This window comes from Streptomyces sp. L500, from assembly GCF_054551825.1.
In genome coordinates, this window is record NZ_JBTOLC010000011.1 from 65908 (window position 1) to 91133 (window position 25226).

Consider the following 25226-nt stretch of genomic DNA (forward strand, 5'->3'; position numbering starts at 1 on the left):
CGCCTAGCCGGGCTCGTCCGTGAAGGGGACGGTACGCCACGGGCTCTCCGGGTCGACGGTGAGGGCGCGATGGGCGTCGAGGACCTCCGTGTACCAGGAGCCGAACCGCTCCTCGTCGAAGTGGAGGCACCGGCCCAGCACATAGCCCGCGGAGAACTCCTCCCACGAGCCGTACGCGTCCCGCGCCGCCTTGGAGGCGCGCTCGAGGGCCGCGAGCGTCTCGGCCTCCGTGGCGTACCGGGCGCCGCGGCCCCAGCGGGCCATGTTGGAGCCGCGGCCGATGTCCCAGGCGGCGATCGTGCGCACGAACCCGTCGGGGGGCAGCAGCCCGTCGGCGCGGAACCGCGCCTCGTACCGCAGGACCTCGCCCACCAGCGTGCGGAGGTCCGCGATCATTTCGGCGAACTCCGGGTCGTCGGCGGGGACTCCGTTCTCCCGGGCGCGGGCCCGCAGCTCCGCCTCGACCAGGGCGCGCCACCGCTGCGGATCGACGTGGCCGCCCCTGCCTCCGGGGGCGAGCGCGACGCGGGCGCCGAGGACGAAGTCCCAGTGCCAGGGGCTCACTTCGAGGCCGAGCAGCCGCTCCTGTGTCGAGCGCCAGTCCTCGCGCCCGTGGACGCCCCAGCCCGCGGCGATCCGGCCGACCTCGCCCCGGTAGCCCGAGCCGTGCCAGTGCGGGGTGTTCCACGCGTCGCCGTTCTGGAAGCACAGATGGGCGCCGCAGGCCAGGCCGTGCAGCAGCGGGCCGGGCGGCGGGGCGCCCGTACGGCGGGTCACCACGCGCTCGCCCAGGCCGTCCGGTTCGAACAGCTCGTGGTGGAGGTCGAGCCAGGTCTCCCTTTCGTCGTCGTCGGTGGAGAAGTACTCCTCGCAGGGCGTGGCGGCGTTGACCGCCAGGATGTCCACGTCACCGGGGAGGATCCCCGCGAGCGCGCCGAGCGTCGCGTACTCGTAGACCAGGTGGGGGTGGGTGCGCGGCAGCAGGCCGGCCGTGTAGACCTGCGCCGCGACGCGCCCGTCGCCGAGCGGGACGGTCAGCATGGGGAACTCGTCCTCACCGGCCGCCCGCGCCTCGTCGAGCCGCACGGGGTAGTAGACGCCCTCGATGGCGAGGGTGCGCAGGTACGCGTAGGCGTTGCCGGTCCGGGTCAGCCGGTACAGCTGCTGTTCGACGTCGGTGGGCGCGGTCCAGCGGGTGCCGTCCTCGGGGGCGGGGACGAAGGGGAAGACCTCTTCGTGGTCCTCTTCATGGCCCGCTTCGAGGTCCCCTCGGGCTTCACGGTCCCCTTGGGCGTCATGGTCCTGACGCTCGTCCCCGGACGCCGTCCGCATGCGGTTTCCTCCCGTTCCATGGCCGTCGCCGCGATGACGACCGCAAGATCACGCGGGTACGTTACCGACGGTCCCCGCCCGGCCCGGGAGGGGCCCCCACGGCTACCGGGAGGAGCCGACGACCGCGCCCGCCGGGTCCAGGGCGTCGGCCCGGCGCCGGAAGTCGGCGGCCACGTCGTCCCAGACGGGCCCGTGCAGATAGAGGCTGTCGGCCGCCTCGCGCATCAGCACGGGATCGTCGGGACGCTGAAGGATCGCCAGCCGGTAGGCGAGGTTGCGGACCCAGACGGGGAGGCGCCCTTCGACGACGCGGGGAGAGAGGTCACGGAGCATGGCGACGATCGAGTCGGCGTCGGCGAAGGTGAGCTCCTCCACGAAGTACTGCTCGTGGTGGTCACCGCCGCACCCGGGCGCGTCCTGGTATTCGTCGTCGTAGAGGCATCGAGCGTGTTCTGTGAGGCTGGCGTGCATGATCAAGACTTTATGACCATGATCGTGTGCCCGGCGATCACGGATCCGGTCAGCCCTTCAGGGCATAGAAGTGGATCGGCGAGTTCGGCCTGAACCCGATGCGCGGATACACCGGGGCCCCGGCGGCGGTCGCGTGCAGAGTGGCGCGGGTCAGCCCCGTGGCCCGGGCCCCCTCGTACAGCGCCTTGCGCGTGACCGCCTCGCCGTAGCCCCTGCGCTGCCACCGCGGGTCCGTGGCGACGAGCACGACGAAGAGCCGGCCTTCCGCTTCGACCGCGCCGGCGCACGCCACGGGAACGTCCCCCCGCATGGCCAGGTAGGCGAACACCTCCTTCTTCCAGAGGGCGGACCCGACGAGTCCATCCCGGCCCTCGTCCAAGGCGAAGTCGTAGGCACGTGAGTTGAGGTCCGCGTAGGCTCGCACCTGTTCGTCGGTCGACACCCGCACGAACGTCAGGTCCGGGTGGACCGGCTCGGGGAGGGGAAGCAGATCTCCGGCCATGCCCGTGCCCGGAAAGGCGTACTGGAGTCCCGCCTCCTCCGCCGCCGTTCCCAGCGCCGAACGGGCCTCCTCGTCGAGGAGGTCCTCGAAGACCCAGAGGAAGCCCGGGTGCTTCTTCGCGCGCATGATGTCCGCCGCCCGGCGCAGCCGACGCCCGACGAGCTCGGCGCCCGCACCCACGTCCGTCAGAGTGAGGCAGTTCCAGAAGGGGAACCGGCAGTCCGCCCAGCGAACGGCGATGCCCGGAAGGTCGCGCACATCCGCACCCGCGTCGCGGTCGAGCACCATGGCCCGCCAGACCACGGCGAGCTGCTCCACCGACTCGATGGACTCCGCGAGATCATTCACCGTACCTCCAGGAATTATTGAGGGTTCAGCAACACATCACATAGGTAGTACGCGACTCCAGCACTCACTCTCAGCCACTCCCCACCTCCCTCTCACCGAATCCACCCCTCAACCGAGGAGCCCCGCATGAAAATGCTGATCAACGTGCCCGAAACCGTGGTCGCCGACGCGCTGCGCGGGATGGCCGCCGCGCATCCCGAGCTGACGGTCGACGTCGAGCGTCGGGTCGTCGTGCGGCGGGACGCGCCCGTGGCCGGGAAGGTGGGGCTGGTGTCCGGTGGGGGGTCCGGGCACGAGCCGTTGCACGCGGGGTTCGTGGGGGTGGGAATGCTGGACGCCGCGTGCCCCGGGGAGGTCTTCACCTCGCCCGTGCCCGACCAGATGGTGCGCGCCGCCGCGGCCGTGGACAGCGGCGAGGGCGTGCTGTTCATCGTGAAGAACTACACGGGCGACGTCCTCAACTTCACCATGGCCGCCGAGCTCGCCGAGGACGAGGGCGTCCAGGTGGCCAGCGTGCTGGTGAACGACGATGTCGCCGTGACGGACAGCCTGTACACCGCCGGGCGGCGCGGCACCGGCGCCACGCTGTTCGTGGAGAAGATCGCGGGCGCGGCGGCGGAGCAGGGCGCCCCGCTGGAGCGGGTGGAGGCGATCGCGCGCCGGGTGAACGAGTCGTCACGGAGCTTCGGGGTCGCCCTCACCGCCTGTGCCACCCCGGCCAAGGGCGGGCCGACCTTCGATCTGCCCGAGGGGGAGCTGGAGCTGGGCGTGGGCATCCACGGCGAGCCCGGGCGGGAGCGGCGGGCGATGATGACGTCCGGTGAGATCGCGGACTTCGCGGTGGACGCCGTGCTGGAGGACCTCCGGCCGGCCGGCCCGGTGCTGGTCCTGGTGAACGGCGCGGGCGGTACCCCGCTGCTGGAGCTCTACGGCTTCGCCGCCGAGGTGCACCGGGTGCTGCGCGAGCGCGGGGTGCCGGTGGCGCGGACGCTCGTCGGCGACTACGTGACGTCGCTGGACATGGCCGGCGCGTCGGTGACGCTCTGCCAGGTCGACGACGAGCTGCTGCGGCTCTACGACGCACCCGTACGGACGCCCGCGCTGCGCTGGGGCATGTGAGCGGCGCCCGTCCCCGTCACGCGCCGGGTTCGGCCCCGTACCAGACAGTCGTGACGTTGCAGAACTCGCGGATGCCGTGCCCCGACAGCTCCCGCCCGTAGCCCGAGCGCTTCACGCCGCCGAAGGGCAGGGCGGGGTGGGAGGCCGTCATGCCGTTGAAGAAGACGCCGCCCGCCTCCATGTCCCGGACGAACCGCCGCTGTTCCTCCTCGTCGCGCGTCCAGACGTTGGAACTCAGCCCGAAGGGCGAGTCGTTGGCCACGGTGATCGCCTCGTCGACGCCGTCCACGCGGTACAGCGTGGCCACCGGGCCGAAGGCCTCCTCGCGGTGGATGCGCATCTCGGGGGTGACACCGGCGAGGACGGTCGGTTCGTAGTACCAGCCGTGTTCCTGGCCTGCGGGCCTGCGCCCGCCGCACAGGGCCGTGGCGCCGCGCCGCAGCGCGTCGTCGACGAGCTCCTCGAGGTCGGCGCGGCCCCGCTCGGTGGCGAGGGGGCCGACGTCGGTCGACCCGTCCATGGGGTCGCCGACGGTCAGGCCCTCCATCAGGGCGGTGAAGCGCTCGGCGAAGGCGTCGTAGACGTCGGTGTGGACGATGAAGCGCTTGGCGGCGATGCAGGACTGGCCGTTGTTCTGGACGCGGGCGGTCACGGCCGTGCGCACGGCGCGGGCGAGGTCGGCGGACGGCAGGACGACGTACGGGTCGCTGCCGCCGAGCTCCAGGACGGTCTTCTTGACCTCGTCCCCGGCGACGGCGGCCACCGCGCGGCCGGCCGGTTCGCTGCCGGTGAGGGTCGCGGCGGCGACCCTCGGATCGCGCAGCACCGCCTCGACGGCGCCCGAGCCGATCAGCAGGGTCTGGAAGCACCCCTCGGGGAATCCGGCGCGCAGGAAGAGGTCCTCCAGGTAGAGGGCGGTCTGCGGCACGTTCGAGGCGTGCTTGAGCAGCCCGACGTTGCCCGCCATCAGGGCGGGGGCGGCGAACCGGACGACCTGCCAGAGCGGGAAGTTCCAGGGCATGACGGCGAGGATCACGCCCAGCGGACGGTAGTGGACGCGGGCGACGGACGCCCCGGCGTCGCGCGCCTCGGCCTCGGGCGGCGTCTCGTCGGCCAGCAGGGCCTCGGCGTTCCCGGCGTACCAGCGCATCGCCTTCGCGCACTTCGCGGCCTCCGCGCGGGCGGCGGCCAGCGGCTTGCCCATCTCGGTCGTCATGGTGCGGGCGATGTCGTCGCGGTCGTCGTCCAGGAGCTCGGCCGCGTGCCGCAGCAGCCGGGACCGTTCGGCGAAACCGGTCGTGCGGTAGGCGCGGAAGGCGGCGTCGGCGGTGGCCAGGCGGCGTTCGACGTCCTCGGGGCCCAGCTCGGCGAAGGTCTTAAGGGTCTCGCCGGTCGCGGGGTTCACCGTTGCGATGGGCATGCCTCGACTCTGCGGCGCTCCGCCCGGCCGCGCAAGGCGTACACGCGTCAGGCGGGGCCCCGCGCCCCGTTCGGAGGCGGGTGATACGGGTGACCGCGGGAGATACGGGTGACCACGGGCGACACACGTGACGGCGGTGTGGCGGAACGTTCCGCCACACCGCCGTCGTCCTCCCCTCCCCGCTATCTCGGCGGCTGGTCGGTGGCCTCGTCCGTGGCTCTGGACGGGCCCGGCAGCCGGGCCGGGTCGTGCTGCCGGAGGGCGTCGACGGCGTCGTTCGCCGGGCCCGTGGCCTCCCGGCCGGACGCCGGGGTACCGGCGGCCTGGGACCCGGGCGGGACCGCGGGAGCCACGGGGACCACGGGCGCCGCCGCACGTTTGACGACGGTCTTGCCCACGACCGGCCCCTCCACCACCGGCGCGCCGGACGGCACCGGCAGGCCCGGCAGCATGCCGCCGCGCTGGAGCAGGGCCACCGAGGCCGCCGAGGAGAGCCCGAAGGCGAGGCAGACCAGCCAGGGCACCCACCACAGGCCGGTGCGCCCCCCGAAGTCCATGGCCCGGCCGACCACGGCGTTGCCCGCGGTGGCCGCGAGGCCGGAGAAGACGTAGAAGAGCCCGAAGTACGTACCGGTCAGGCTCTCCCGCCCGAACATCGGCACCATCTCCAGCACGGTCGGGTGGGCGACCATGATGCCGAAGAAGAGCATGACCGAGCCGACCACCATGACGGTCATCCGCGCCACCGCCTCACTCGTGCCGGCCGGGCTCTCGCCACCGCAGACGAGCAGCGGCGGCAGGAAACTGAGGCCCATCACGACCAGGCCGGAGCTGACCCACCGGGTGCCGCCCCCGTTGCGCTGGAGCGCTCTGGTGATCCGCAGCTGGAACAGCATGTTGGCGAGGGCCCCGGCGGCCAGCAGCACCCCGGCCGAGCCCTTCCAGCCCGAGGCGCTGAGGGCTCCTTCGGGCAGGAGGAGGTAGAGCTGGTTCTCCATCGTGAACATGCCGATGGTGGAGAAGGAGAACAGCAGGAACCGGCGGTTGCAGAATGCCTCGCGCCAGTCGCCGAGGACGGTGGCGGAGGGGCCGCGCGGCGGCTCCCCCTTTGTGGGCAGGACCAGCGCCTGGGCGACCGTCAGCGCCCCGAAGATCGCCGCCGCCACCACGGCGCACAGCCGGAAGTCGGTCAGGAACAGCACGCTCCCCAGCAGCAGCCCCATCAGTGAGCCGATGGTGGCGTAGACGTTGAGGAGCGCGAACGACTCGGCCTTGCGTTCGCCCGACTCGAAGGCGACGTAGGTGCGTACGGCCGGGTAGAACAGCGCGGCCGCCAGCCCGGTGAGCACGGAGGCGCCGAGCAGCAGCGGCAGCGAGTTGCCGAAGGCGAAGAGGGCGAAGCCCACGGTGCGCAGGGCACAGCCGGTGATGATCACCACGCGTGGCCCCAGCCGGTCGGTGGCGGAGCCACCGAGGATGAACAGGCCCTGCTGGCTGAGATTCCGCGCCCCGAGCACCAGCCCGATGAGCGCGGCCGACATTCCCAGGCCCTGCTCCAGATATGCCGCGAGAAACGGCATCAGGAGGTAGAAGCCAATGTCGATCCCAAACTGATTGAGCAATAGCAATCGCAATGCGAGTGGAAACTCGCGCGTCGCCTGAATGTTTCTCATGCGCGTTCCTGAATCCAGCCCGGGCAGGCCGAGACACCCTGAACCACAGGTGCGCCAAGCTCCGGGGGTTTGACCGTGCGTCAAGCGGCAGGGACGGCGACCGAGGCTGCGTTTGGGACTTCTTCCTGATCAGAAGCCTGATCAAGGGTCAGCGCACCCCGGCGTCCAGATCATTGGCCCGCTTTTCCGTTCACAGGAACGGTCGCACTCGCTGACGGTGAGAGGGTGGTCGATCATATGCTTTTGAGTTGCATCCTCACTGACCCCCGACTGCTCTCGGAAGAATGAGCAGAGGACACTTTAGCAAAGCAACCTCTTTCCCAACAGTGCGCGCGTACGAGCCAGGACGGCTCCGGAGCCAAAGGATCCGCAGAGAATTGCTACCGGTTTTTTCTTCGAGCGCTGGAACGAGGGTGCTGGCGAACTGACCTACGATCACACCGGCCGGAAAACCCGGGGAATACGTCCGTCACGACCGGGCGCGCATCGGCGGGGCGTGCCTGACGGGACGTCAACAGATGGCTTGACGGGCTGTCAGCCCTCGCCCAACTCCTCGCCGCATCCCGCGAACCACGTCGGCGCGCCCTTCGCGGCCAGCTTGATCCGTGCGACCGCGAACGACTCCATCGGCGGCAGCGCGTCCACCGCGAACCAGCCGACCTCCAGCGACTCGTCGTCGTTGACGCGCGCTTCCCCGCCCACCGCGCGGGCCAGGAAACAAATGTCCATGAACTGGCATTCGTCGCCATTGGGGTAGACGACCCGCTCCAGGGCCTCGACCAGCAGCACCCGCTCCGGCACGCAGTGGACCGAGGTCTCCTCGAACACCTCGCGCACGATCGCGGCGGCCGGCTGCTCCCCCGGCTCGGGGATCCCCCCGATGATCGACCACTTCCCGGTGTCGGAGCGCAGCCCGAGCAGCACACGGCCCTCGTCGTCGAGGACGACCGCGCTCGTTCCGGGCATCCACAACAGCCGGTCGCCGATGAGGGACCGGAGCTCTCGGATGAAATCGGGGGTGGGCATGCGCCGAGCCTAGCCAACGGCCGCCCGGCCGCACCGCCCGGTCCCGGGGCGCACACCGCGAGCGTCCCGGAGGCGCGCACCGGAGGCGCACACGCCAGGGCGCTCGAAAGCGTACGCGCGCCCCGTCAGGCGTGCGCGGAGCGGCCGCCGAGCATCCGGAGCCGGTCGCGGATCACGCGCACGGCGGCCTCGGCGTCGTCCACGGTGACCGTGTACATACGGCCGTCCCCGAGCCGGACGACGAAGCCCTCGCCGCGCCGGACGACCACGCCCGTGCCCTTCTCCGGGCGCCAGCGGTAGCCCCAGCCGCCCCACTGGCGCGGGGTGACGCGCGGGTCGAAGTCCGCGCCGACCACATGGGTCAGCGGAATGCGGGTGCGCGGTACGCCGATGTGACCGCAGCGGATCTCCAGGGTGTCCTTGTCGACCCGCACGGCCACGTGCACGAAGGCGATGGTGCCGTACAGCATCAGCAGGCCCGCCGCCACGCAGCCGACGACGGCCATCACCAGGGGGGCGAGCCCGGACGTCCACGCGCTGTCGACGGCGAGCTCGACGCCGAGCGCCACGCACGCGGCGCCCACGGCGGCCAGCAGCCACTGGACGCGGTTGGTCGCGCGTCCCGTCCAGACAGCGGGCGCCTCCGGCCGCTCGTCGTCACCGGGGCGCGACGCGCTCCCCTGCTCCCGCGGGTCCTCGGAGTGGTCCCTCATACCGGGCAGCCTACTCACGTTCCGCCACCGCGGCAGGGGTGCGCGCGGACGCACCAGGAACGGGGCGTGAAGCGGGACGTAACGGACGGGTCAGGAGCGCGCGGCGCTCACGGCACCGAGCGAACGGCCCTCGGCGTAGCCGAGCGAAGCCGCCCCCAGCTCCCCCTCGCGACCGGTGAGCAGCACGGTCACCCGGCCCGTGGGCGCGGCGCCGGGGTCGGGCTCGGTACCGGCGCGGCGCAGCGCCTGGGTGGCGACGGCCGTGGCGGAGCCGTACAGCTCCACCGGCCGGGCGCCGGGCCCCTGGATCTCGGCGACGGCGGCGCGGATGCGCTCGGCGACCAGCTCGTAGTGGGTGCAGCCCAGGACCAGGCCGCGCACATCGGCCGGTGTGCGGGCGGCGGCGGCGCGCACCGCGGCGGCGATGGCGTCCGCGTCGGCGTGCTCCACGGCGTCGGCGAGGCCGGGGCAGGGCACCTCGGTGACCTCGACCCCGGCGGCGAAGTCGCGGATCAGCCCGCGCTGGTAGGGGCTGCCGGTGGTGGCGGGGGTGGCCCAGATGGCGACGGGTCCGCCGTCGGCCGCCGCCGGCTTGATCGCCGGGACGGTCCCGATGACGGGGAGGCCGGGCTCCAGCTCGGCGCGTATGGCCTCCAGCGCGTGGACCGAGGCCGTGTTGCAGGCCACGATCAGCGCGTCGGGCCGGTGCGCGGCGGCCGCGCGGGCGCAGGCCAGGGCGTGCTGGGTGAGGTCCTCGGGGGTGCGGGGGCCCCACGGCATGCTGGCCGGGTCGGAGGAGAGGACCAGATCGGCGTCGGGGCGCAGCCGGCGCACGGCGGCGGCCGCTGCCAGCAGGCCGTTTCCGGAGTCGATGAGCGCGATCTTCACCCGGTCACTTTAATCGATGTGCCCGTCGTGACGGCCCGGGCTGCGGCAGACTGCGACGGTGAGCGCGCTGACGTGGATCACTGCGGCCTCCCTGGCCGCATGGGGCTGGCTGCTGCTGGGGCAGGGGTTCTTCTGGCGTACGGACGTCGGGCTGCCGCCCCGGACCCCGCCCGAGGACTGGCCCGCGGTCGCCGTGGTCGTCCCCGCCCGCGACGAGGCGGAGGTGCTGCCCACGAGCCTGCCGTCGCTGCTCGCGCAGGACTATCCGGGGCCGCTGGAGATCTTCCTCGTCGACGACGGGAGCACCGACGGCACGGGCGAGCTGGCCCGGGCCCTGGCCGGGGAGCCCGGCGGGCCGCCGCTGACCGTGTCCTCGCCCGGGGAGCCCGCCCCCGGCTGGACGGGGAAGCTGTGGGCCGTGCGGCACGGCATGGCGCTCGCCCTGGACCGTACCGGCGCCGAGTACCTGCTGCTCACGGACGCGGACATCGCCCACGCCCCGGACAGCCTGCGGGAGCTGGTGGCGGCGGCCCGGACCGGGGAGCTGGACCTGGTGTCGCAGATGGCCCGGCTGCGGGTCGCCACGTTCTGGGAGCGGATGGTCGTCCCGGCCTTCGTGTACTTCTTCGCCCAGCTGTACCCCTTCCGGTGGGTCAACCGGCCCGGCGGGCGGACGGCCGCGGCGGCCGGCGGCTGTGTGCTGCTGCGCCGCGAGGCCGCACTGCGGGCCGGGGTGCCGGAGAGCATCCGGCAGGCGGTGATCGACGACGTGGCGCTGGCGCGGGCGGTGCGGCGCTCGGGCGGCCGGATCTGGCTGGGGCTGGCGGACCGGGTCGAGAGCGTGCGGCCGTATCCGGGCCTGGGGCCGCTGTGGCGGATGGTCTCGCGCAGCGCCTACGCCCAGCTGCTCCACAGCCCGGCGCTGCTGGCGGCCACGGTCGCCGGGCTGGCGGTGGTGTACCTCGCGCCGCCGGTGGCCGTCGTGGCGGGCGCGCTGACCGGTGCCGTCGTACCGCTGGTGTGCGGGGCGCTGGCGTGGGCGGTGATGGCGGGGACGTACGCGCCGATGCTGCGCCACTACCGGCAGCCGCTGTGGCTCGCCCCGCTGCTGCCGGTCACGGGGCTGCTGTACCTGCTGATGACCGTGGACTCGGCGGTGCGGCACCACCGGGGCCGGGGCGCGGCCTGGAAGGGGCGGACGTACGCCCGCCCGGAGGCCGCGCCCTGACCGGGCGGCGCCGTCGAGTCATTTGCGGCCCGGGGTCCAGTTCAGGCCCCAGTCGTAGGCGCGGTCCAGGGTGCGCTGGGGACTGACGCCCCGGTCGGGCACGAGGTAGCGGGCCTCACGCTGGACGACGAGCTCGCCGCCGCTGTTGGTGATCAGGGCGAGGGCGCAGACGTTGGAGGCGACGACGCACTCGTCGAGCGAGAAGTCGATCGGCGCCCCGTGCTGCGGCTGGAGGGTGACGGTGGCGTGGAGGCCGGCGAAGCTGGTGGCGCCCTCGTAGATCGTGACGAAGACGAGGACGCGCCGGAAGGCGGCCGTGTGGTCGAGGTTGACGGTGAGGTTCTCCCCGGATTCCACCGCCCCGGTCCGGTCGTCGCCGTCAAGGTGGATGTACGGGGGCCGGTGGAGCGAGCCGAAGGAGTTGCCGAGGGCCTGCACCACGCCCTTGGTGCCGTCGGTGAGCTCGAAGAGGGCGCCCAGGTCGAGGTCGATCCCGGGCTGGAGCGCCAGGCCCAGCCGCTGTCCCCAGCTCCTGGTCTGTTGCCGTATCGACCAGTTGAGGTTGACCCGCAGCACGCCGGACGTGCCGCCCTGCTTGGCGAGGGAGACCCTCGGGGCGTCCTTGGTGAGCGTGACCTTGGTCAGCCGCACGGTCCGGTCGGGCACCGGTGCGGGCATCGGCACAGGGGCGGGCGCGGGACCGGTGGAAGGGGCGGGCGCCGGAGTCGGGGCCGGAGGGATCGGGGCCGCCGGCCGGTCGACGGTGATGCCGTAGTCGGTCGCCAGGCCCTCCAGGCCGCTGCTGTAGCCCTGCCCCACCGCGCGGAACTTCCACTCGCCCTGCCGCCGGTAGAGCTCGCCCAGCACGAAGGCGGTCTCGACGGTCGCGTCCCGGCTCTCGAAGCGCGCCAGCTCCGTACCGGCCGCCGCGTCCAGGACGCGGATGCCGAGGCCCGGCACCCGTCCGAAGGGGCCGCCGTCGGCGGAGGCGGCGAGCACGACCGACTCGACGGCGGGTTCCAGGGCGGCGAGATCGACGGTGAGGGTGTCGGTCACCGTCCCGTCCGCCGCGCGCTTGCCGCCGTGGCGCACGGCGCCCGAGGGATGGACCGGCTGGTTGTAGAAGACGAGGTCCGCGTCCGAGCGGACCCGGCCCGCCGAGAGGAGCAGCGCCGACGCGTCGGCGTCGGGCACCCCCGGCCCCGTACGCCAGCGCAGCTCGATCCGTACCACCTGCGAAGGTATCCGGACATTGGCGCCTTTGAGCATTTCCATCCTCAACCCCTCCGAAATGACCCGGCTCTTTACACGATCCCAACGTACCTTGACGACCGATTTCCCCAGGTTCGATGGGATTGGTAAAGCGGCCCTGTTCCGGGCCCCGCAAACAACCCCCGTACCCGTCTCCCCAACCGGCACAGCATGGGCTTAACTTATGGGCTATGACCTCCCCCCGCAGCACCTACGGCGGTGGCTACTACGCCTCGTCGTCCTTCCCGGACACCCCCATCTACGACAGCCTCGTCGCCGAGCGGGGCACCCCGCAGATCGCGCCGATCCGGGTGTCCTCCCCGTACGACTTCGGTGGCGGCCCCGCCCCCGCCCCGGCCCAGAGCAACCTGCCCGCGCTGCCGGCCCTGCCCTCCGGCCCCTCCTCCCACCAGGCGCCCCCGGCGGGTTACGCCGCGCCGGCCCCGCAGTACGGCGGCCAGCCCGCCGGCATGGGCCAGCCGATGCAGGCCCCGGGCCCCGGCCTCCAGCAGACGCCCGCCCCGTACATCCCGCAGCAGGCCGCCACGCCGCGCGCCGGCTACGCGGGTCCGGCGCCGCTGCAGACGCAGCAGCGTCCGGGTGCCGCGTCCGCGAGCCCGGCCGGTTTCGACGCGATGCGCCCGGTGGCTCCCCGCCCGGCGCAGGCGCAGTACGAGGACCCGTACGGCGGCGGCCGCCCGTACCCGGAGCAGCGGGGCTACTGACCCGCGGCCCGGCGCGGGTACCGGGGGGCGGCCAACTGTCATATCCGGCTGGCAAAATGAGCGCATGCCCAGTTCCGTGCTGTCCTCGGTCCATTTCTACCCGGTGAAGTCGATGGCGGGGTGTGCTCCCGGCGAGGCGGCCGTGGAGCCTTGGGGGCTCGCCGGGGACCGCAGATGGATGGTGGTGGATCCGGAGCACCGGATGATCACCCAACGACAGGAGCCGCGGCTCGCGTTGGCCGCGGCCGAGCCGCTGCCGGGCGGCGGGGTGCGGCTGACCGCCCCCGGCGCCGAGCCCCTGGAGGTGGCCGTGCCCGCTCCGGCCGACGGGCCGGGCGGCACGGTCGTCGCGGAGATCTTCCGGGACAAGGTGGAGGCGGTGCCCGCGGGCGGGGCCGCCGCGGCCTGGCTGACGGCGTTCCTGGGCACCGGCGCCCGGCTCCTCCACATGGACGACCCGGCCCGCCGCCGCCCGGTCGACCCCGACTACGCGCGGCCCGGCGAGACGGTCAGCTTCGCCGACGGCTATCCGCTGCTGGTCACCACGACCGCGTCGCTGCGGGAGCTCAACTCCCTGATCGCCCGGGGCGACCGCGCCACCGAGGGGCCGCTTCCCATGGACCGCTTCCGGCCCAACATGGTCGTCGACGGCACGGCTCCCTGGGCGGAGGACGCGTGGCGGCGGGTGCGCGTCGGCGAGGTGACCTTCCGCGCGGTAAAACCCTGTGCCCGCTGTGTCGTGACCACCACCGACCAGCGCACGGCCGAGCGCGGCAAGGAACCCCTGCGCACCCTGGCCCGGCACCACCGGATCGACGGCAAGGCCGTGTTCGGCAGGAACCTGATACCCGAGCACACGGGGACCGTCCGGGTCGGCGATCCGGTCGAGATCCTCGCCTGAGCCCTTCTCGCCGCGCCCCGTCCGCCCTGCCCCGTCCGTCCTGTCCCGCTCGTCCGGCTCGTCCTTCGTCGTCCCGTCTTCCGTCAACGTGCCGCCGCGCACGGCAGCCGCGAGGGGTGATTTTCCGCCCTCCGTCGCCTTCCTCCGCATGCGGTGCCCGGTGTGAGGTATTTACGGACGCGTAAGGGGGTGAACACCATACGCGCGACGCTTTCCTTCTGGCTGTCCCTGTGGCGCCGGCGGCGCAGTCCGCTGCGGCGCCGGAGCGATGTCGTCGAGGCCTGGGCGGGGGTGGCCGCCGTGGTGCTGACGCTGCTCGTGGGTCCGGCCCTGGGCTGGACGGCGGGCTCCCTGGCCCACGAGGCGCTCCGGGAGACCGTCCGGGACCAGCACCTCCACCGCCATCTGGTGACCGCCACCGCCCTGGCCCCGGCCTCCGGGAGCACCGACGGCGACGGCCACGAGGCCGGTGCCGGGCGGGAGGCCGGTGCGGGGCGCGACGGTGGTGCCGGGCGCGACGGCTACCGGCGGGTCCTCGCCCGCTGGCGGGGTCCGGACGGCCTGGAGCGCACGGGCCTGGTGGCCGTCCGTCAGTACGCGCGGCCCGGCGAGCCGTTCCCGCTGTGGACCGACGACCGGGGCGCCGCCGTGAGCCGTCCCATGGACGGCGCGGCCGCCGCCGTCCACGCGGTGCTCGCGGGCCTGGGGGCGGCGGGCGCCGCCGCCGGCCTGGTCGAGGGGGCGCGCAGGCTGGTGGTCTGGCGGCTCGCGCGCCGCCGGTACGCCGAGTGGGACCAGGCATGGGAGCGCGCCGGGCACACCTGGGGACGGGCCGACGCGGGAAGCTGACGAGGGTCCCGGACAGCCAACTCCCGTGCTCCGCGCGCGCTACGGTGGTGCGGCCGGTACTCCTCCGTCCCGGATGCACACACACGCTTACGTGGGGGCACAGCAGCACCATGGCACAGGGTTCGAGCACGGGATCGGTCCAGGTGACGCACACGGGCACGTCGCGCTGGCGGCGGCGTACGGGCGAGTACGACTCCCTGGCCTCCGCCCTGGAGGCGGCGGCCGACGGCGACGTGCTGTCCGTCGCGCCCGGAACATACCGGGAGAATCTGATCGTCTCCCGGCCCGTCACGCTGCGGGGCGGCGAGGGCGGGCGGGGCACGGTGCGGATCGCCCCGACCGAGGGCGTCGCGGTGACCGTGCGCGCCTCGGCGACGCTGCGCGATCTGCTGATCGAGGGGCACGACGCGTCCGCGCCGGCGCTGCTCGTCGAGGACGGCGCGCCGGAACTCGCGGACCTGCGGGTGGTGACGCGCTCGGCGGCCGGCATCGAGGTGCGCGACGGGGCCCGGCCCACGGTGCGCCGCTGCTCCGTCGACAATCCGGGCGGCGTCGGCATCAGCGTGCTGGACGGCGCGACCGGGCTCTTCGAGGACTGCGAGGTGGTGGCGGCGGGCCAGTCGGGCGTCACGGTGCGCGGCGGCGCCGCGCCGCGCCTGGAGCGCTGCCGGGTGCACCACACCCGGGGGGCGGGCCTGTCGCTGACGGGCGAGGGCAGCACCCTGGAGGCCGTCGGCTGCGAGGTGTACGAGATCCAGGGGACGGGCGTCCAGCTGACCTCCCGGGCCACCGGGCTGCTGACGGACTGCCGGGTGCACCGCACGTCCGCCGACGGCGTGACCCTGGACACCGACGCCGTGCTGTCGCTGACCGACTGCGACATCCACGACGTCCCGGAGAACGCGATCGACCTGCGCTCCCGCTCGGTGCTGACGATGACGCGCTCGGCGGTGCGCCGCTTCGGCCGCAACGGCCTGTCCGTGTGGGATCCGGGCACGCGCGTGGAGGCCGGGCAGTGCGAGATCCACGACAGCACGGGCGACTACCCGGCGGTGTGGGTGAGCGACGGCGCGGGCGCCGAGCTGGTCTCCTGCCGGGTGCACGACGTGCCGGACGCGCTGTTCGTCCTGGACCGGGAGTCCAGCGCGGACGTCACCGACAGCGATCTGGCGCGGGTGCGCGGCACGGCGGTCTCCGTGAGCGGCGGGGCGACCGCGCGGCTGGCCGACTGCCGGATCCGGGAGGCGACCACGGGCGTCTGGTTCCGGGGCCACGGCAGCGGGGGCACCCTGAGCGGCTGCGCCGTCGACGCGACGTCGACCGGCGTCATCGTCACCAAGGGCGCGGACCCGCTCGTCGAGCGCTGCACGGTCACCTCCCCGAGGGAGGCCGGGTTCTACGTCTCCGCCGAGGGACGCGGCACCTTCGACGGCTGCCGGGTGACGGGCAGCGCTGGCTACGGCTTCCACGTCATCGACGGCTGCCGGTCGACGCTGACGGCGTGCCGCACCGAGCGGTGCGCGCGCGGCGGCTACGAGTTCGCCGAGGACGGCCCGGTCAGCCGGGGCTGCACCAGCGACGAGGACACCGTGCGGCACCGGGCCGCGGTGCCCGCCGTGGAGCGGGCGGCGCGGCCGCCCGACCGGGGGGCGCCGGGGGTGCCGGCCCAGCGCGCCCCCGCCGTCGCCGACCCGCCGCCCGCCGGGGCCTCGCGCACGGCTGCGGCGGCGCTGGCCGAACTGGACGCGCTGGTCGGCCTGGAGAGCGTCAAGCGCGAGGTGCGGGCCCTGACGGACATGCTCGAGGTCGGGCGGCGGCGCCGGCTGGCCGGGCTGAAGGCGGCCTCCCCCCGCCGGCATCTGGTCTTCACCGGCTCGCCGGGCACCGGGAAGACCACCGTGGCCCGCCTCTACGGGGAGATCCTCGCCTCCCTCGGGGTGCTGGAGCGCGGCCATCTGGTGGAGGTGGCCCGGGTGGATCTGGTGGGCGAGCACATCGGCTCCACCGCGCTGCGCACCCAGGAGGCCTTCGACCGGGCGCGCGGCGGGGTGCTGTTCATCGACGAGGCGTACGCGCTGTGCCCCGAGGACTCCGGGCGGGACTTCGGCCGGGAGGCGATCGACACGCTGGTGAAGCTGATGGAGGACCACCGCGACGAGGTCGTGGTCATCGTCGCCGGGTACACCGCCGAGATGCAGCGCTTCCTGACCGTCAACCCGGGTGTGGCGTCCCGGTTCTCACGCACCATCACCTTCGGCGACTACGCGCCGGAGGAGCTGTTGCGCATCGTGCGGCAGCAGGCCGACGAGCACGAGTACCGGATCAGCGACGAGGCCGCCGAGGCGCTGCTGCGGTACTTCACCGACATCCCCAAGGGGCCGGCCTTCGGCAACGGCCGCACCGCCCGCCGCACCTTCGAGGCGATGGTCGAGCGGCACGCGGGCCGGGTGGCGCAGCTGGCCGCGCCCAGCACGGACGACCTCACCCTGCTGTACGCGGGGGATCTGCCCGAATGAGGGCGAACCGGGTTGTGGGAAAAGGGGCGGGAGAAAGGGGGAGCCCGGAAGCGGCCTGAGCGAAACCGTTCGTTGTCGTTCGCGCGTGAAAGGATGTGTGCGCATCATGGGCGGCGGTCGGCCGGCAAGGAGGGACCGCGTGAGCGACCAGCAGAATCTCCTGGCGGAGCAGCGGCGCGCCCTGATCCTCGACGAGGTCAGGCGGCGCGGCGGGGTGCGGGTCAACGAGCTGACGCGGCGCCTGAACGTCTCGGACATGACGGTCCGCCGGGACCTGGACGCGCTGGCCCGGCAGGGCGTCGTGGAGAAGGTCCACGGCGGCGCGGTGCCGGTCGCGGAGGCGACCACGCACGAGCCCGGCTTCGAGGCGAAGTCGGTGCTGGAGCTCGGCGCCAAGGAGGACATCGCGCGGGCGGCGGCCCGCATGGCCGCGCGCGGCGCGGCCATCGCGGTGGCGGGCGGGACGACGGCCTTCGCCCTGGCCCAGCGGCTGGTGGACGTCCCCGATCTGACGGTGGTCACCAACTCGGTACGGGTGGCCGATGTGTTCCACACCGCCCAGCACTCGATGTCGGCGAACGGGCCGCAGGCCCGGCCGGGCGCGGCCACGGTCGTCCTGACGGGCGGGGTGCGCACGCCGTCGGACACGCTGGTGGGGCCGGTCGCGGACGCGGCGATCCGGTCGCTCCACTTCGACGTGCTGTTCATCGGGGTGCACGGGATATCCGTGGAGGCGGGGCTGTCGACGCCCAACCTCGCGGAGGCCGAGACCAACCGCCACTTCGTCCGCTCCGCCCGGCGCGTCGTGGTGCTGGCCGACCACACCAAGTGGGGCACGGTGGGGCTCAGTTCGTTCGCCACGCTGGACGACGTCCATGTGCTGGTGACCGACGGGGGCCTGCCGCCGCGCGCCCGCGCGGAGATCGCCGAGCGGCTGCCGGAGCTGGTGGTGGCCGAGGCCGGGGGCGGCAAGGGCGCGCGGGCCTGAGCCGAACCGTGGCCGGCCGCGCCTGTGATCAGTCGGGCCCGTGGTCAGTCGGGCCAGCGGCCGGTCGACAGGAAGGCGTCGATGGCCATGGCGTAGGGCTGGATGTCCAGGCCCTCCGCGGCGAGCCAGGCGTCGGAGTAGTACTTGTCGAGGTAGCGGTCGCCGGGGTCGCAGATGAGGGTGACGACGCTGCCCGCGCGCCCCTCGGCGACCATCTCCGCGACGATCTTCAGCGCGCTCCACAGGCCGGTGCCCGTGGAGCCGCCGGCCTTGCGGCCGAGAGCCGTCTCCAGGGCGCGCACGGCCGCGACGGTGGCGGCGTCCGGGACCTTCATCATCCGGTCGATCGCGGCGGCGAGGAAGCTGGGTTCCATGCGGGGCCGGCCGATGCCCTCGATGCGGGAGCCGCGGTCGCTGGTCGCGTCGGGGTCGTTGTCCCGCCAGCCCTCGAAGAAGCAGGAGTTCTCCGGGTCGGCGACGCACACCCGGGTGTCGTACTGCATGTAGCGCGTGTAGCGGGCGATGGTGGCCGAAGTGCCGCCGGTGCCCGCGGTGGCGACGATCCAGGCGGGCTCGGGGTGGCGTTCCCGCCGCAACTGGCTGTAGATCGCCTCGGCGATGTTGTTGTTGCCCCGCCAGTCCGTGGCCCGTTCGGCGTAGGTGAACTGGTCGATGTAGTGTCCGCCGGACCGCTCCGCGAGGGCCGCCGCCTCCGCGTACATCGTCCGGGGGTCGTCCACGAAATGGCACCGGCCGCCCTGGAACTCGATCAGCCGGCACTTCTCCCGGCTCGTCGTGCGCGGCATGACGGCGATGAAGGGGACGCCGATCAGCTGGGCGAAATAGGCCTCGGAGATGGCGGTGGAACCGCTGGACGCCTCGATCACCGAGACCTCGGGGCGGATCCAGCCGTTGCAGAGACCGTAGAGGAAGAGCGAGCGGGCGAGGCGGTGCTTGAGGCTGCCGGTGGGGTGGGTGCTCTCGTCCTTGAGGTAGAGGTCGACGCCCCACTCGGCGGGCAGCGGGAAGCGCAGCAGATGGGTGTCGGCGGAACGGTTGGCGTCCGCCTGGACCTTGCGGACCGCCTCCTTCAGCCAGGAGCGGTAGGCCGCGTCGCCGCGGTCGATGTCGATGGTGCGCACGGTGCCGGTCACACGCCGCTCCTCATGGCTGGCGGATGGGGCTCAGGCGGATCACTCGGGCGTTTCGATCATAAAGGGGCACTGGTGCGCGGGCCTGCTCACGGGCAGACTGCGCACGGGACAGCGATTTCGGCCGAGAGGCGGTGCACCGTGACGGAACCGGAGTTCAGCGCGACAGGAGTGCGGATAGAACGGGCGCACCGCAATCTGACCCGGGCCGGCCAGGTGAGGATCCAGGACGGCCGGCTACGGCTGCTGACCAGCTACGGCCGGGAGATCGACAGCGCGCCGGTGGACTCGGTGCGGGCCGGCAAGCCCTGGTTCGCCGCCCGGGACCGGGCCCGCGCCACCGTCAACGGCAATCGCTACGTCCTCACCCTGGGCGGCCCCGAGGGCGCCGGGGAGGTGGGCTCTACCACGGGCGAGGCGGAGGTCAACCGCTTCCTTGAGGTGGTGCGGTCGGCGCACGGAAGCACGGTGAAGCACTGACGGGTGCAGGAGTTGCGAACACGGCCGCGAGAGTCGACCCTTGACTCATATTGGCATCACCGAGGGTCCATCGGTGGTCACCGAAGCGGTCCGGGCCGCCGGGCGGGCCGGCCGAAGGCGCCGCGGGACCGTGTCGGGCGTGTGTCGCACCGTCCATCGGAATCAGGCTAGCCCTACTTCTTCCGGGAGTCGCAGCCGTGATCAGCCGACTGAACAAGCACTGCACCGTTGAGCTCCAGGCCCTCCCGCAGCGCATCGGGCAAGTGCGCAGAATCGTATCTGCGCAGTTGCGGTACTGGCATCTCGACGCCCTCATCGACCTTGCCGCGCTCGGCGTCACCGAGCTGCTGACCAATGTTCACCAGCATGCCGAACCGGACAAACGCTGCACGGTGGAGATCGACCTCGTGCCGTCCCGGCTGACCGTCTCGGTGCGGGACCACGATCCGCGGCTGCCCGCGATCGGCGATGCCGACACCGGCAGCACCCATGGCAGGGGGCTGGCGCTCGTCGCGGCGCTCAGCTCCAGTTGGGGGGTGCAGCAGCGGCAGGACGGCGGGAAGGTCGTCTGGTTCACCCTGGCCGTGCCGGCCGCCGCCCCGGCGGCGCCACCGCGCTCCGCGCGGAGCGCGGGCACCGTCACCCCCTTCGCCCGGCCCGTGCAGGTCCTCCGCGGTGGGCCCGCCCTGGAGGACCTGGACGAGCTGGAGGACCCCGCGTTCACGGGGACGGCGGCCGGACCGCGCCGCGCGGTGCCGCGCCTCCACGCCCCCGTCCGGTCCGCCGTCCCGGGCTGAAGCGGAGGACGGCGGACCGGACGATCCGTCAGCCGAGCAGGGCCAGCGGGTCGTCGAGGACGGGCTGCCAGGCCGCTTCGGCCGCGCCGATGAGGCTGTTGAAGTCCAGGGTGCAGGGGAGGATGGGGACGCCACCGCTGCGGCCCCACAGGCTGCGGTCGGCGACGACCGCGCGCAGCCGCTCGGGGTCGGCCTCCAGCAGCTCGCGGTGGAGGCCGCCGAGGAGGATGCGGTCGGGGTTGAGGATGTTCACCAGCCCGGCCAGGCCCAGGCCCAGCCGGTCGACGATCAGCTCGGCGGCGGCCCGGACGGACGGGTCGTCGTATTCCGAACGCAGCAGGTCACGGGCCTGCTGGAGCAGCGAGACGGCGGGGCCCGGAGCGCGCCCGGCGGCGGTGAGGAAGGCCAGCGGGTCGGTCTCGACGTCGAGGCAGCCGCGGCTGCCGCAGTGACAGGGCAGGCCCGCGGGGTTGACGGTGAGGTGTCCCACCTCCAGGGCCAGCCCGGAACTGCCGCTGTGCAGCCGCCCGTCGAGGACGAGCGCGCCGCCCACGCCCCGGTGGCCGGTGGCCACGCACAGCAGATGGCGGGCGCCCCGGCCCGCGCCGTGGCGGTGCTCGGCGAGGGCCGCGAGGTTGACGTCGTTGCCCGTGACGCCCGGGACGGGTGAGGAGTCCGGGCCCAGGACCCCGGACTTGGCGAGGGCCTCGCCGAACAGCTCGCGCACGGGGGCGCCGACGGGCCAGGACAGGTGCAGCGGATTGAGCGCCGTGCCCTCGGGCTCGGCGACGGCCGACGGCACGGCGAGCCCGGCGCCCAGACAGCGCCGTCCGGACTCCCGGAGCAGCGCGGCCCCGGCCTCGACGACGGCGTCGATGATGTGCGCGGGGTCGGCGGGCACGTCCATGCAGCCGGGGGCCGTGGCGACCATCCGGCCGCCCAGGCCGACCAGCGCGGCGCGATACCCGTCGGCGTGGATCTGCGCGGCGAGCACGACGGGCCCGCGCGGTGCGATGGACAGCCGGTGGGAGGGCCTGCCCTGGGAACCGGCGGCCACCGGGCGCGGGTCGACCTGGATCAGGCCGAGCGCCTCCAGCTCCGCCGCCACGGCACCGGCGGTCGCCCGGGTCACCCCGAGCTCGGTGGTGAGCACGGCGCGCGTGGGGGCGCGGCCGGTGTGTACGAGCTCAAGGGCGGGGCCGAGGGCGCCCCGTCCCCGCTCCAAACGTGTTGTCCGAGTCTGCGTCACGCCTCTATTCTGACTTTGTGCCGACGCTAAACAAAATACGGACGGCCATCCTCGGAGAACCACGAGTAACCTCCGGCGCCGACGCCCTCCGTCCCCTTCGTTCCGCCCTGACCCTTTTCTTCGCCCTCGACGGCTTCCTTTTCGCCGGCTGGGTGGTCCGCATTCCCGCGATCAAGCAGCAGACGGGCGCCTCCGACGGTGCTCTGGGGCTCGCTCTGCTCGGCGTGTCGGCCGGAGCGGTCGCCACGATGACGCTGACCGGACGGCTGTGCCGGCGCTGCGGCAGCCATCCGGTGACCGTCGTCGCCGCCCTCCTGATGTCCCTCGGCATCGCGCTGCCCCCGCTGACACGCTCGCCGCTCGCCCTCGGTCTGGTGCTGCTCGTCTTCGGCGCCGCCTACGGCGGCCTCAACGTCGCGATGAACAGCGCGGCCGTCGACCTCGTCGCGGCGCTGCGCAGACCCGTGATGCCGAGCTTCCACGCCGCGTTCAGCGTCGGGGGCATGCTCGGCGCGGGGCTCGGCGCCCTGCTCGCCGGCCGGTTGTCCGTCACCGCGCACCTGCTGCTCCTCACCGCGACCGGCCTGATCGCCGGCGCGGCGGCGGGCCGCGTCCTCCTGGCCCATACGCCGCCGCCCCGCAAGGGGCCCGAGGAATCGTGCCGGAACGCGGCTCGCCCCGAAAGGGATGAGGGGAACCACGCGGCCGGCCACCGACCGCCCGCGTCTGTCGTCACACGGACCGACTCCGAGGGACGCGGGAAACCGCGCGAACGGCGCCTCGTGACCGTCTTCGGCCTGATCGCCCTGTGCACCGCCTACGGCGAAGGCGCGCTCGCGGACTGGGGCGCGCTCCATCTGCGGCAGGACCTCGCCGCCCCGGCCGGGCTCGCCGCCCTCGGCTACTCCGTCTTCGCGCTCGCCATGACGCTCGGCCGGCTGAGCGGCACCGCCCTCCTGGAACGGCTGGGGCAGACGAGACTTCTGGTGGCCGGGGGTACGACGGCCGCGCTGGGCATGCTGCTGGGCTCGCTGGCCCCGTCGGTGTGGGCGGCCCTCGCCGGGTTCGCGATCACCGGGCTGGGGCTGGCCAACATCTTCCCGGTCGCGGTCGGCAGGGCCGGTGAGCTGGCCGGTCCGGGCGGTGTGGCCGCCACCTCCACCTTCGGCTACGGCGGCATGCTGCTGGGACCGCCCGCCATCGGCATCCTCGCCGAGCGCTTCTCGCTGCCCCTGGCGCTCACCACGGTCGCCGCGCTGGCGGCGGGGTCGGCGCTCGTCGCGTACGCCACCCGCCGGGCGGGCGCCGCTGTCAGTGCCGGCTGACACCATGGAGGAAACACGGCGACCGTGGGGGTGGGCACGATGAGCGACCGGAACGAGGGCTGGCTCTGCGCGGGCCCACGGTGGAGCGCCTCGGGCCCGGCGCTGGTCTGGCGCCACCCACGGCACGGGGAGCGCCTCTCCCCCCTGCCGCCGGACCGGCCGCTGGCCTTCGCCACGGGCGCCGCCCGGCGGTGCGTCGGAGTACGCAGGGCCGGGCGCCACACGCCGTGCCCGACCGCTGAGACGATCCCGCCGTCAGCGGTCTCGGCCCAATGCCCGGAGTGCGCCCGCCTGGACCGTTCGCACTCGGTCGCGGCGGACACGATCGCCGACGACCCCCGCCCGTACGACCTCTACCTCGCCTGGTTCGCCCCCGGCCTGATCAAGGTCGGCATCACGGCCGCCGAACGGAAGGGCACCCGCCTCCTCGAACAGGCCGCCCTGTCCTCGGCGCTCCTCGCCCGGGGCCCGCTGATGGCGGCCCGCCGGGCGGAGGCGGTGCTGGGCGCGGCGCTCGCGGTCCCGGACCGCTTCCCGTACGCGGCGAAGCGGGCGGCACGCCACCCCGTCCCCCCGCAGGAGCGGCGCACGACGGACCTGGCCCGGATACACGCCCAGGCCCTGGCCCTGGCCGCCCTGCCGGAATCGCTGACGCGACGCCCCTTCTCCCCGACGCACCACGACACGGCCTACCGCCTGGACCGGATACGCCCGGGCCAGGCCGTCGTCGAGCTCGCCCCCGACCGCACGGTCGCGGGCCGGGTGACGGCGGTAGCGGGCCCGGACGTCTACCTGGAGGCGGCGGACGGACGCCCCCTGCTGCTGGACGCCCGCAAGCTCGCGGGCTGGCCCCTCACCGCCGCGGATCCCTCCGCCCCGACGACGGCGACGGCCCGGCAGGGGACGGCGGGCCCGCAGGACGCCCTGTTCTGACGACGGCCTCCGGGCCGTAGGACGCCTCCGAAGCGGCAGCCTCCGCCGGAACCGGCTCAGCCCCGGTCGACGGAGCTCAGCACGCGCCGGGCCACCGGATGCGTCCGCACGATCTCGGCGAGCGTGGTCGAGCCGCGCGTGATCCTGGCGAAGGCCCGCCAGGCCGGACGAAAACCGGTGACGGCGGCATGGACGAGACCGGGCCGACGCTCGAAGAGGGCGAGCATCCGGCGCCCCACGCCCATCTCCACGCCCAGCCCCGCCTTGATGGCGAAGGCGTAGTTCAGGGCCTGACGGCGGGCGTCCACGGCGTCCTGCGCCTCGGCGATCCGCACGGCCCACTCCCCCGCCAGGCGCCCGGAGCGCAGGGCGAAGGAGATGCCCTCGCGCGTCCACGGCTCCAGCAGCCCGGCAGCGTCACCGCAGACGAGCACCCGGCCGCGGGAGAGCGGCGAGTCGTCGGCCCGGCAGCGCGTCAGGTGCCCGGACGAGACGCTGGGCTCGAAGCCGGCCAGCCCCAGCCGGGCGATGAAGTCCTCCAGATACCGCTTGGTGGCCGCGCCCTCACCCCGCGCCGAGATCACCCCGACCGTGAGGGTGTCGCCCTTGGGGAAGACCCACCCGTAACTGCCGGGAATCGGCCCCCAGTCGATCAGGACGCGCCCGGCCCAGTCCTCGGCGACGGTCGCGGGCACCGGGATCTCGGCCTCCAGACCGAGATCCACCTGGTCGAGCTTCACCCCCACGTGTGCCCCTATGCGGCCGGCGCTGCCGTCGGCCCCCACCACGGCGCGGGCCAGCACGGTGCTCCCGTCGCCGAGCACGAGGGCCACGGTGCGCCGGTCGGGCACGGCCGGGCCGTGCTGCTCCACGCGGGAGACGGTCACGCCCGTACGCACCTCGGCACCGGCGGCCTTGGCGCTCTCGACCAGGGCGGCGTCGAACTCCGGCCGGTTGATCAGCCCGAAGAGCATCTGCTTGGACCGTCGCGTCCGCGTCATCCTGCCGTTCAGCGAGAACGTCACGGCGTGCACGCGGTCGCGCAGCGGCAGCTCGAAGCCGGGCGGCAGCGCGTCGCGCGAGGGGCCGATGATGCCGCCCCCGCAGGTCTTGTAGCGCGGCAGTTCGGCCTTCTCCAGGAGCAGCACCCGGCGTCCTTCGGAGGCGGCGGCACGCGCGGCCGAGGCACCGGCGGGCCCGGCCCCGACCACCACGACGTCCCAGACGCTCTCCCCCGCGGCTTCCCGGGCTGCGTTGTCGCTGCTCACCTGTGCTTCTGCTCCCCTCGAACACCGGCTAAGGCTGTCGCCCGCATCCTAAGGCCAGGCACCTGACGGGCCA

23 protein-coding genes are annotated in these 25226 nt (G+C 73.7%); 11 read left to right on the top strand and 12 right to left on the bottom strand.

From position 1 onward, the window contains the following. Positions 1 to 3: 3 nt before the first annotated feature. From ACX9I7_RS13415 to ACX9I7_RS13425, 3 genes are all read right to left on the bottom strand, one after another. Positions 4 to 1332 (bottom strand): DUF1266 domain-containing protein, encoded by a 1329-nt coding sequence (locus ACX9I7_RS13415; protein ID WP_387572803.1) that lies wholly within the window; start codon positions 1330 to 1332, stop codon positions 4 to 6. A gap of 102 nt (positions 1333 to 1434) precedes the next feature. Beyond that, positions 1435 to 1803, bottom strand: a complete 369-nt coding sequence (locus ACX9I7_RS13420; RefSeq protein WP_387572806.1) for a hypothetical protein — start codon at positions 1801 to 1803, stop codon at positions 1435 to 1437. A 49-nt stretch (positions 1804 to 1852) separates the two neighbouring features. Then, positions 1853 to 2653, bottom strand: a complete 801-nt coding sequence (locus tag ACX9I7_RS13425; RefSeq protein ID WP_459387462.1) for a GNAT family N-acetyltransferase — start codon at positions 2651 to 2653, stop codon at positions 1853 to 1855. A gap of 126 nt (positions 2654 to 2779) precedes the next feature. Between ACX9I7_RS13425 and dhaK the strand changes: the two genes are divergently transcribed. After that, a complete protein-coding gene (dhaK, locus tag ACX9I7_RS13430) occupies positions 2780 to 3772 on the top strand; it encodes a dihydroxyacetone kinase subunit DhaK (protein WP_387572811.1) in 993 nt (330 codons plus the stop codon). A gap of 16 nt (positions 3773 to 3788) precedes the next feature. Here the strand turns inward: dhaK and ACX9I7_RS13435 are convergent, their stop codons facing one another. The 5 genes from ACX9I7_RS13435 to ACX9I7_RS13455 form a co-directional block, all read right to left on the bottom strand. After that, complete coding sequence (locus ACX9I7_RS13435) at positions 3789 to 5192, bottom strand: NADP-dependent succinic semialdehyde dehydrogenase (RefSeq protein WP_387572814.1); 1404 nt, start codon at positions 5190 to 5192, stop codon at positions 3789 to 3791. Positions 5193 to 5374: 182 nt separating this feature from the next. Continuing rightward, the gene (locus ACX9I7_RS13440) at positions 5375 to 6865 is read right to left on the bottom strand and encodes an MFS transporter (protein ID WP_387572816.1); all 1491 of its coding nucleotides are present in this window, start codon (positions 6863 to 6865) and stop codon (positions 5375 to 5377) included. Between the two features lie 534 nt (positions 6866 to 7399). After that, the gene (locus ACX9I7_RS13445) at positions 7400 to 7891 is read right to left on the bottom strand and encodes an NUDIX hydrolase (protein WP_387572819.1); all 492 of its coding nucleotides are present in this window, start codon (positions 7889 to 7891) and stop codon (positions 7400 to 7402) included. Positions 7892 to 8016: 125 nt separating this feature from the next. Further along, positions 8017 to 8604, bottom strand: a complete 588-nt coding sequence (locus tag ACX9I7_RS13450; protein WP_126913063.1) for a hypothetical protein — start codon at positions 8602 to 8604, stop codon at positions 8017 to 8019. Positions 8605 to 8694: 90 nt separating this feature from the next. Next, positions 8695 to 9492, bottom strand: coding sequence for a glutamate racemase (locus tag ACX9I7_RS13455; protein WP_387572823.1), 798 nt, complete (start codon positions 9490 to 9492; stop codon positions 8695 to 8697). A 67-nt stretch (positions 9493 to 9559) separates the two neighbouring features. Between ACX9I7_RS13455 and ACX9I7_RS13460 the strand changes: the two genes are divergently transcribed. Beyond that, a complete protein-coding gene (locus ACX9I7_RS13460; RefSeq protein ID WP_459387508.1) occupies positions 9560 to 10720 on the top strand; it encodes a glycosyltransferase in 1161 nt (386 codons plus the stop codon). An 18-nt stretch (positions 10721 to 10738) separates the two neighbouring features. Here ACX9I7_RS13460 and ACX9I7_RS13465 read toward each other — a convergent pair whose 3' ends face one another. Continuing rightward, positions 10739 to 11995: a TerD family protein gene (locus ACX9I7_RS13465; protein WP_459387463.1), complete on the bottom strand. Its 1257-nt coding sequence runs from the start codon at positions 11993 to 11995 to the stop codon at positions 10739 to 10741. A gap of 167 nt (positions 11996 to 12162) precedes the next feature. On the opposite strand from ACX9I7_RS13465, the gene ACX9I7_RS13470 reads away from it, so the two are divergent. The 5 genes from ACX9I7_RS13470 (at position 12163) to ACX9I7_RS13490 (ending at position 17950) form a co-directional block, all read left to right on the top strand. Beyond that, the gene (locus ACX9I7_RS13470; protein ID WP_387572826.1) at positions 12163 to 12696 is read left to right on the top strand and encodes a DUF6643 family protein; all 534 of its coding nucleotides are present in this window, start codon (positions 12163 to 12165) and stop codon (positions 12694 to 12696) included. Positions 12697 to 12760: 64 nt separating this feature from the next. Then, positions 12761 to 13597 carry an MOSC domain-containing protein gene (locus tag ACX9I7_RS13475; protein ID WP_459387464.1) on the top strand — a complete coding sequence of 279 codons (837 nt, stop codon included), beginning with the start codon at positions 12761 to 12763 and terminating at the stop codon, positions 13595 to 13597. Between the two features lie 189 nt (positions 13598 to 13786). Beyond that, the gene (locus ACX9I7_RS13480; RefSeq protein ID WP_387572831.1) at positions 13787 to 14446 is read left to right on the top strand and encodes an Rv1733c family protein; all 660 of its coding nucleotides are present in this window, start codon (positions 13787 to 13789) and stop codon (positions 14444 to 14446) included. Positions 14447 to 14556: 110 nt separating this feature from the next. Continuing rightward, positions 14557 to 16962 carry a right-handed parallel beta-helix repeat-containing protein gene (locus tag ACX9I7_RS13485; protein WP_387572834.1) on the top strand — a complete coding sequence of 802 codons (2406 nt, stop codon included), beginning with the start codon at positions 14557 to 14559 and terminating at the stop codon, positions 16960 to 16962. 139 nt (positions 16963 to 17101) lie between these two features. Then, on the top strand, positions 17102 to 17950 hold the full coding sequence (locus tag ACX9I7_RS13490; RefSeq protein ID WP_387572836.1) for a DeoR/GlpR family DNA-binding transcription regulator: 849 nt from the start codon (positions 17102 to 17104) through the stop codon (positions 17948 to 17950). Positions 17951 to 17994: 44 nt separating this feature from the next. On the opposite strand, the gene cds1 is transcribed toward ACX9I7_RS13490, so the two are convergent. After that, positions 17995 to 19104 (bottom strand): L-cysteine desulfhydrase Cds1, encoded by a 1110-nt coding sequence (cds1, locus tag ACX9I7_RS13495; RefSeq protein WP_387572839.1) that lies wholly within the window; start codon positions 19102 to 19104, stop codon positions 17995 to 17997. Between the two features lie 138 nt (positions 19105 to 19242). Here cds1 and ACX9I7_RS13500 point away from each other — a divergent pair, with 138 nt between their 5' ends. Together ACX9I7_RS13500 and ACX9I7_RS13505 are read left to right on the top strand one after the other, a co-directional pair. Then, positions 19243 to 19581 (top strand): hypothetical protein, encoded by a 339-nt coding sequence (locus ACX9I7_RS13500; RefSeq protein WP_189450666.1) that lies wholly within the window; start codon positions 19243 to 19245, stop codon positions 19579 to 19581. A 197-nt stretch (positions 19582 to 19778) separates the two neighbouring features. Continuing rightward, complete coding sequence (locus ACX9I7_RS13505) at positions 19779 to 20378, top strand: ATP-binding protein (protein WP_459387465.1); 600 nt, start codon at positions 19779 to 19781, stop codon at positions 20376 to 20378. A 28-nt stretch (positions 20379 to 20406) separates the two neighbouring features. Here ACX9I7_RS13505 and ACX9I7_RS13510 read toward each other — a convergent pair whose 3' ends face one another. Further along, positions 20407 to 21627 carry an ROK family protein gene (locus ACX9I7_RS13510; RefSeq protein WP_387572848.1) on the bottom strand — a complete coding sequence of 407 codons (1221 nt, stop codon included), beginning with the start codon at positions 21625 to 21627 and terminating at the stop codon, positions 20407 to 20409. A gap of 17 nt (positions 21628 to 21644) precedes the next feature. Here ACX9I7_RS13510 and ACX9I7_RS13515 point away from each other — a divergent pair, with 17 nt between their 5' ends. Together ACX9I7_RS13515 and ACX9I7_RS13520 are read left to right on the top strand one after the other, a co-directional pair. Continuing rightward, positions 21645 to 22952, top strand: a complete 1308-nt coding sequence (locus ACX9I7_RS13515; RefSeq protein WP_459387466.1) for an MFS transporter — start codon at positions 21645 to 21647, stop codon at positions 22950 to 22952. Positions 22953 to 22991: 39 nt separating this feature from the next. After that, a complete protein-coding gene (locus tag ACX9I7_RS13520; RefSeq protein ID WP_459387467.1) occupies positions 22992 to 23885 on the top strand; it encodes a DUF2797 domain-containing protein in 894 nt (297 codons plus the stop codon). A 56-nt stretch (positions 23886 to 23941) separates the two neighbouring features. Here ACX9I7_RS13520 and ACX9I7_RS13525 read toward each other — a convergent pair whose 3' ends face one another. Continuing rightward, on the bottom strand, positions 23942 to 25153 hold the full coding sequence (locus tag ACX9I7_RS13525; RefSeq protein ID WP_459387468.1) for a geranylgeranyl reductase family protein: 1212 nt from the start codon (positions 25151 to 25153) through the stop codon (positions 23942 to 23944). Positions 25154 to 25226 lie beyond the last annotated feature (73 nt).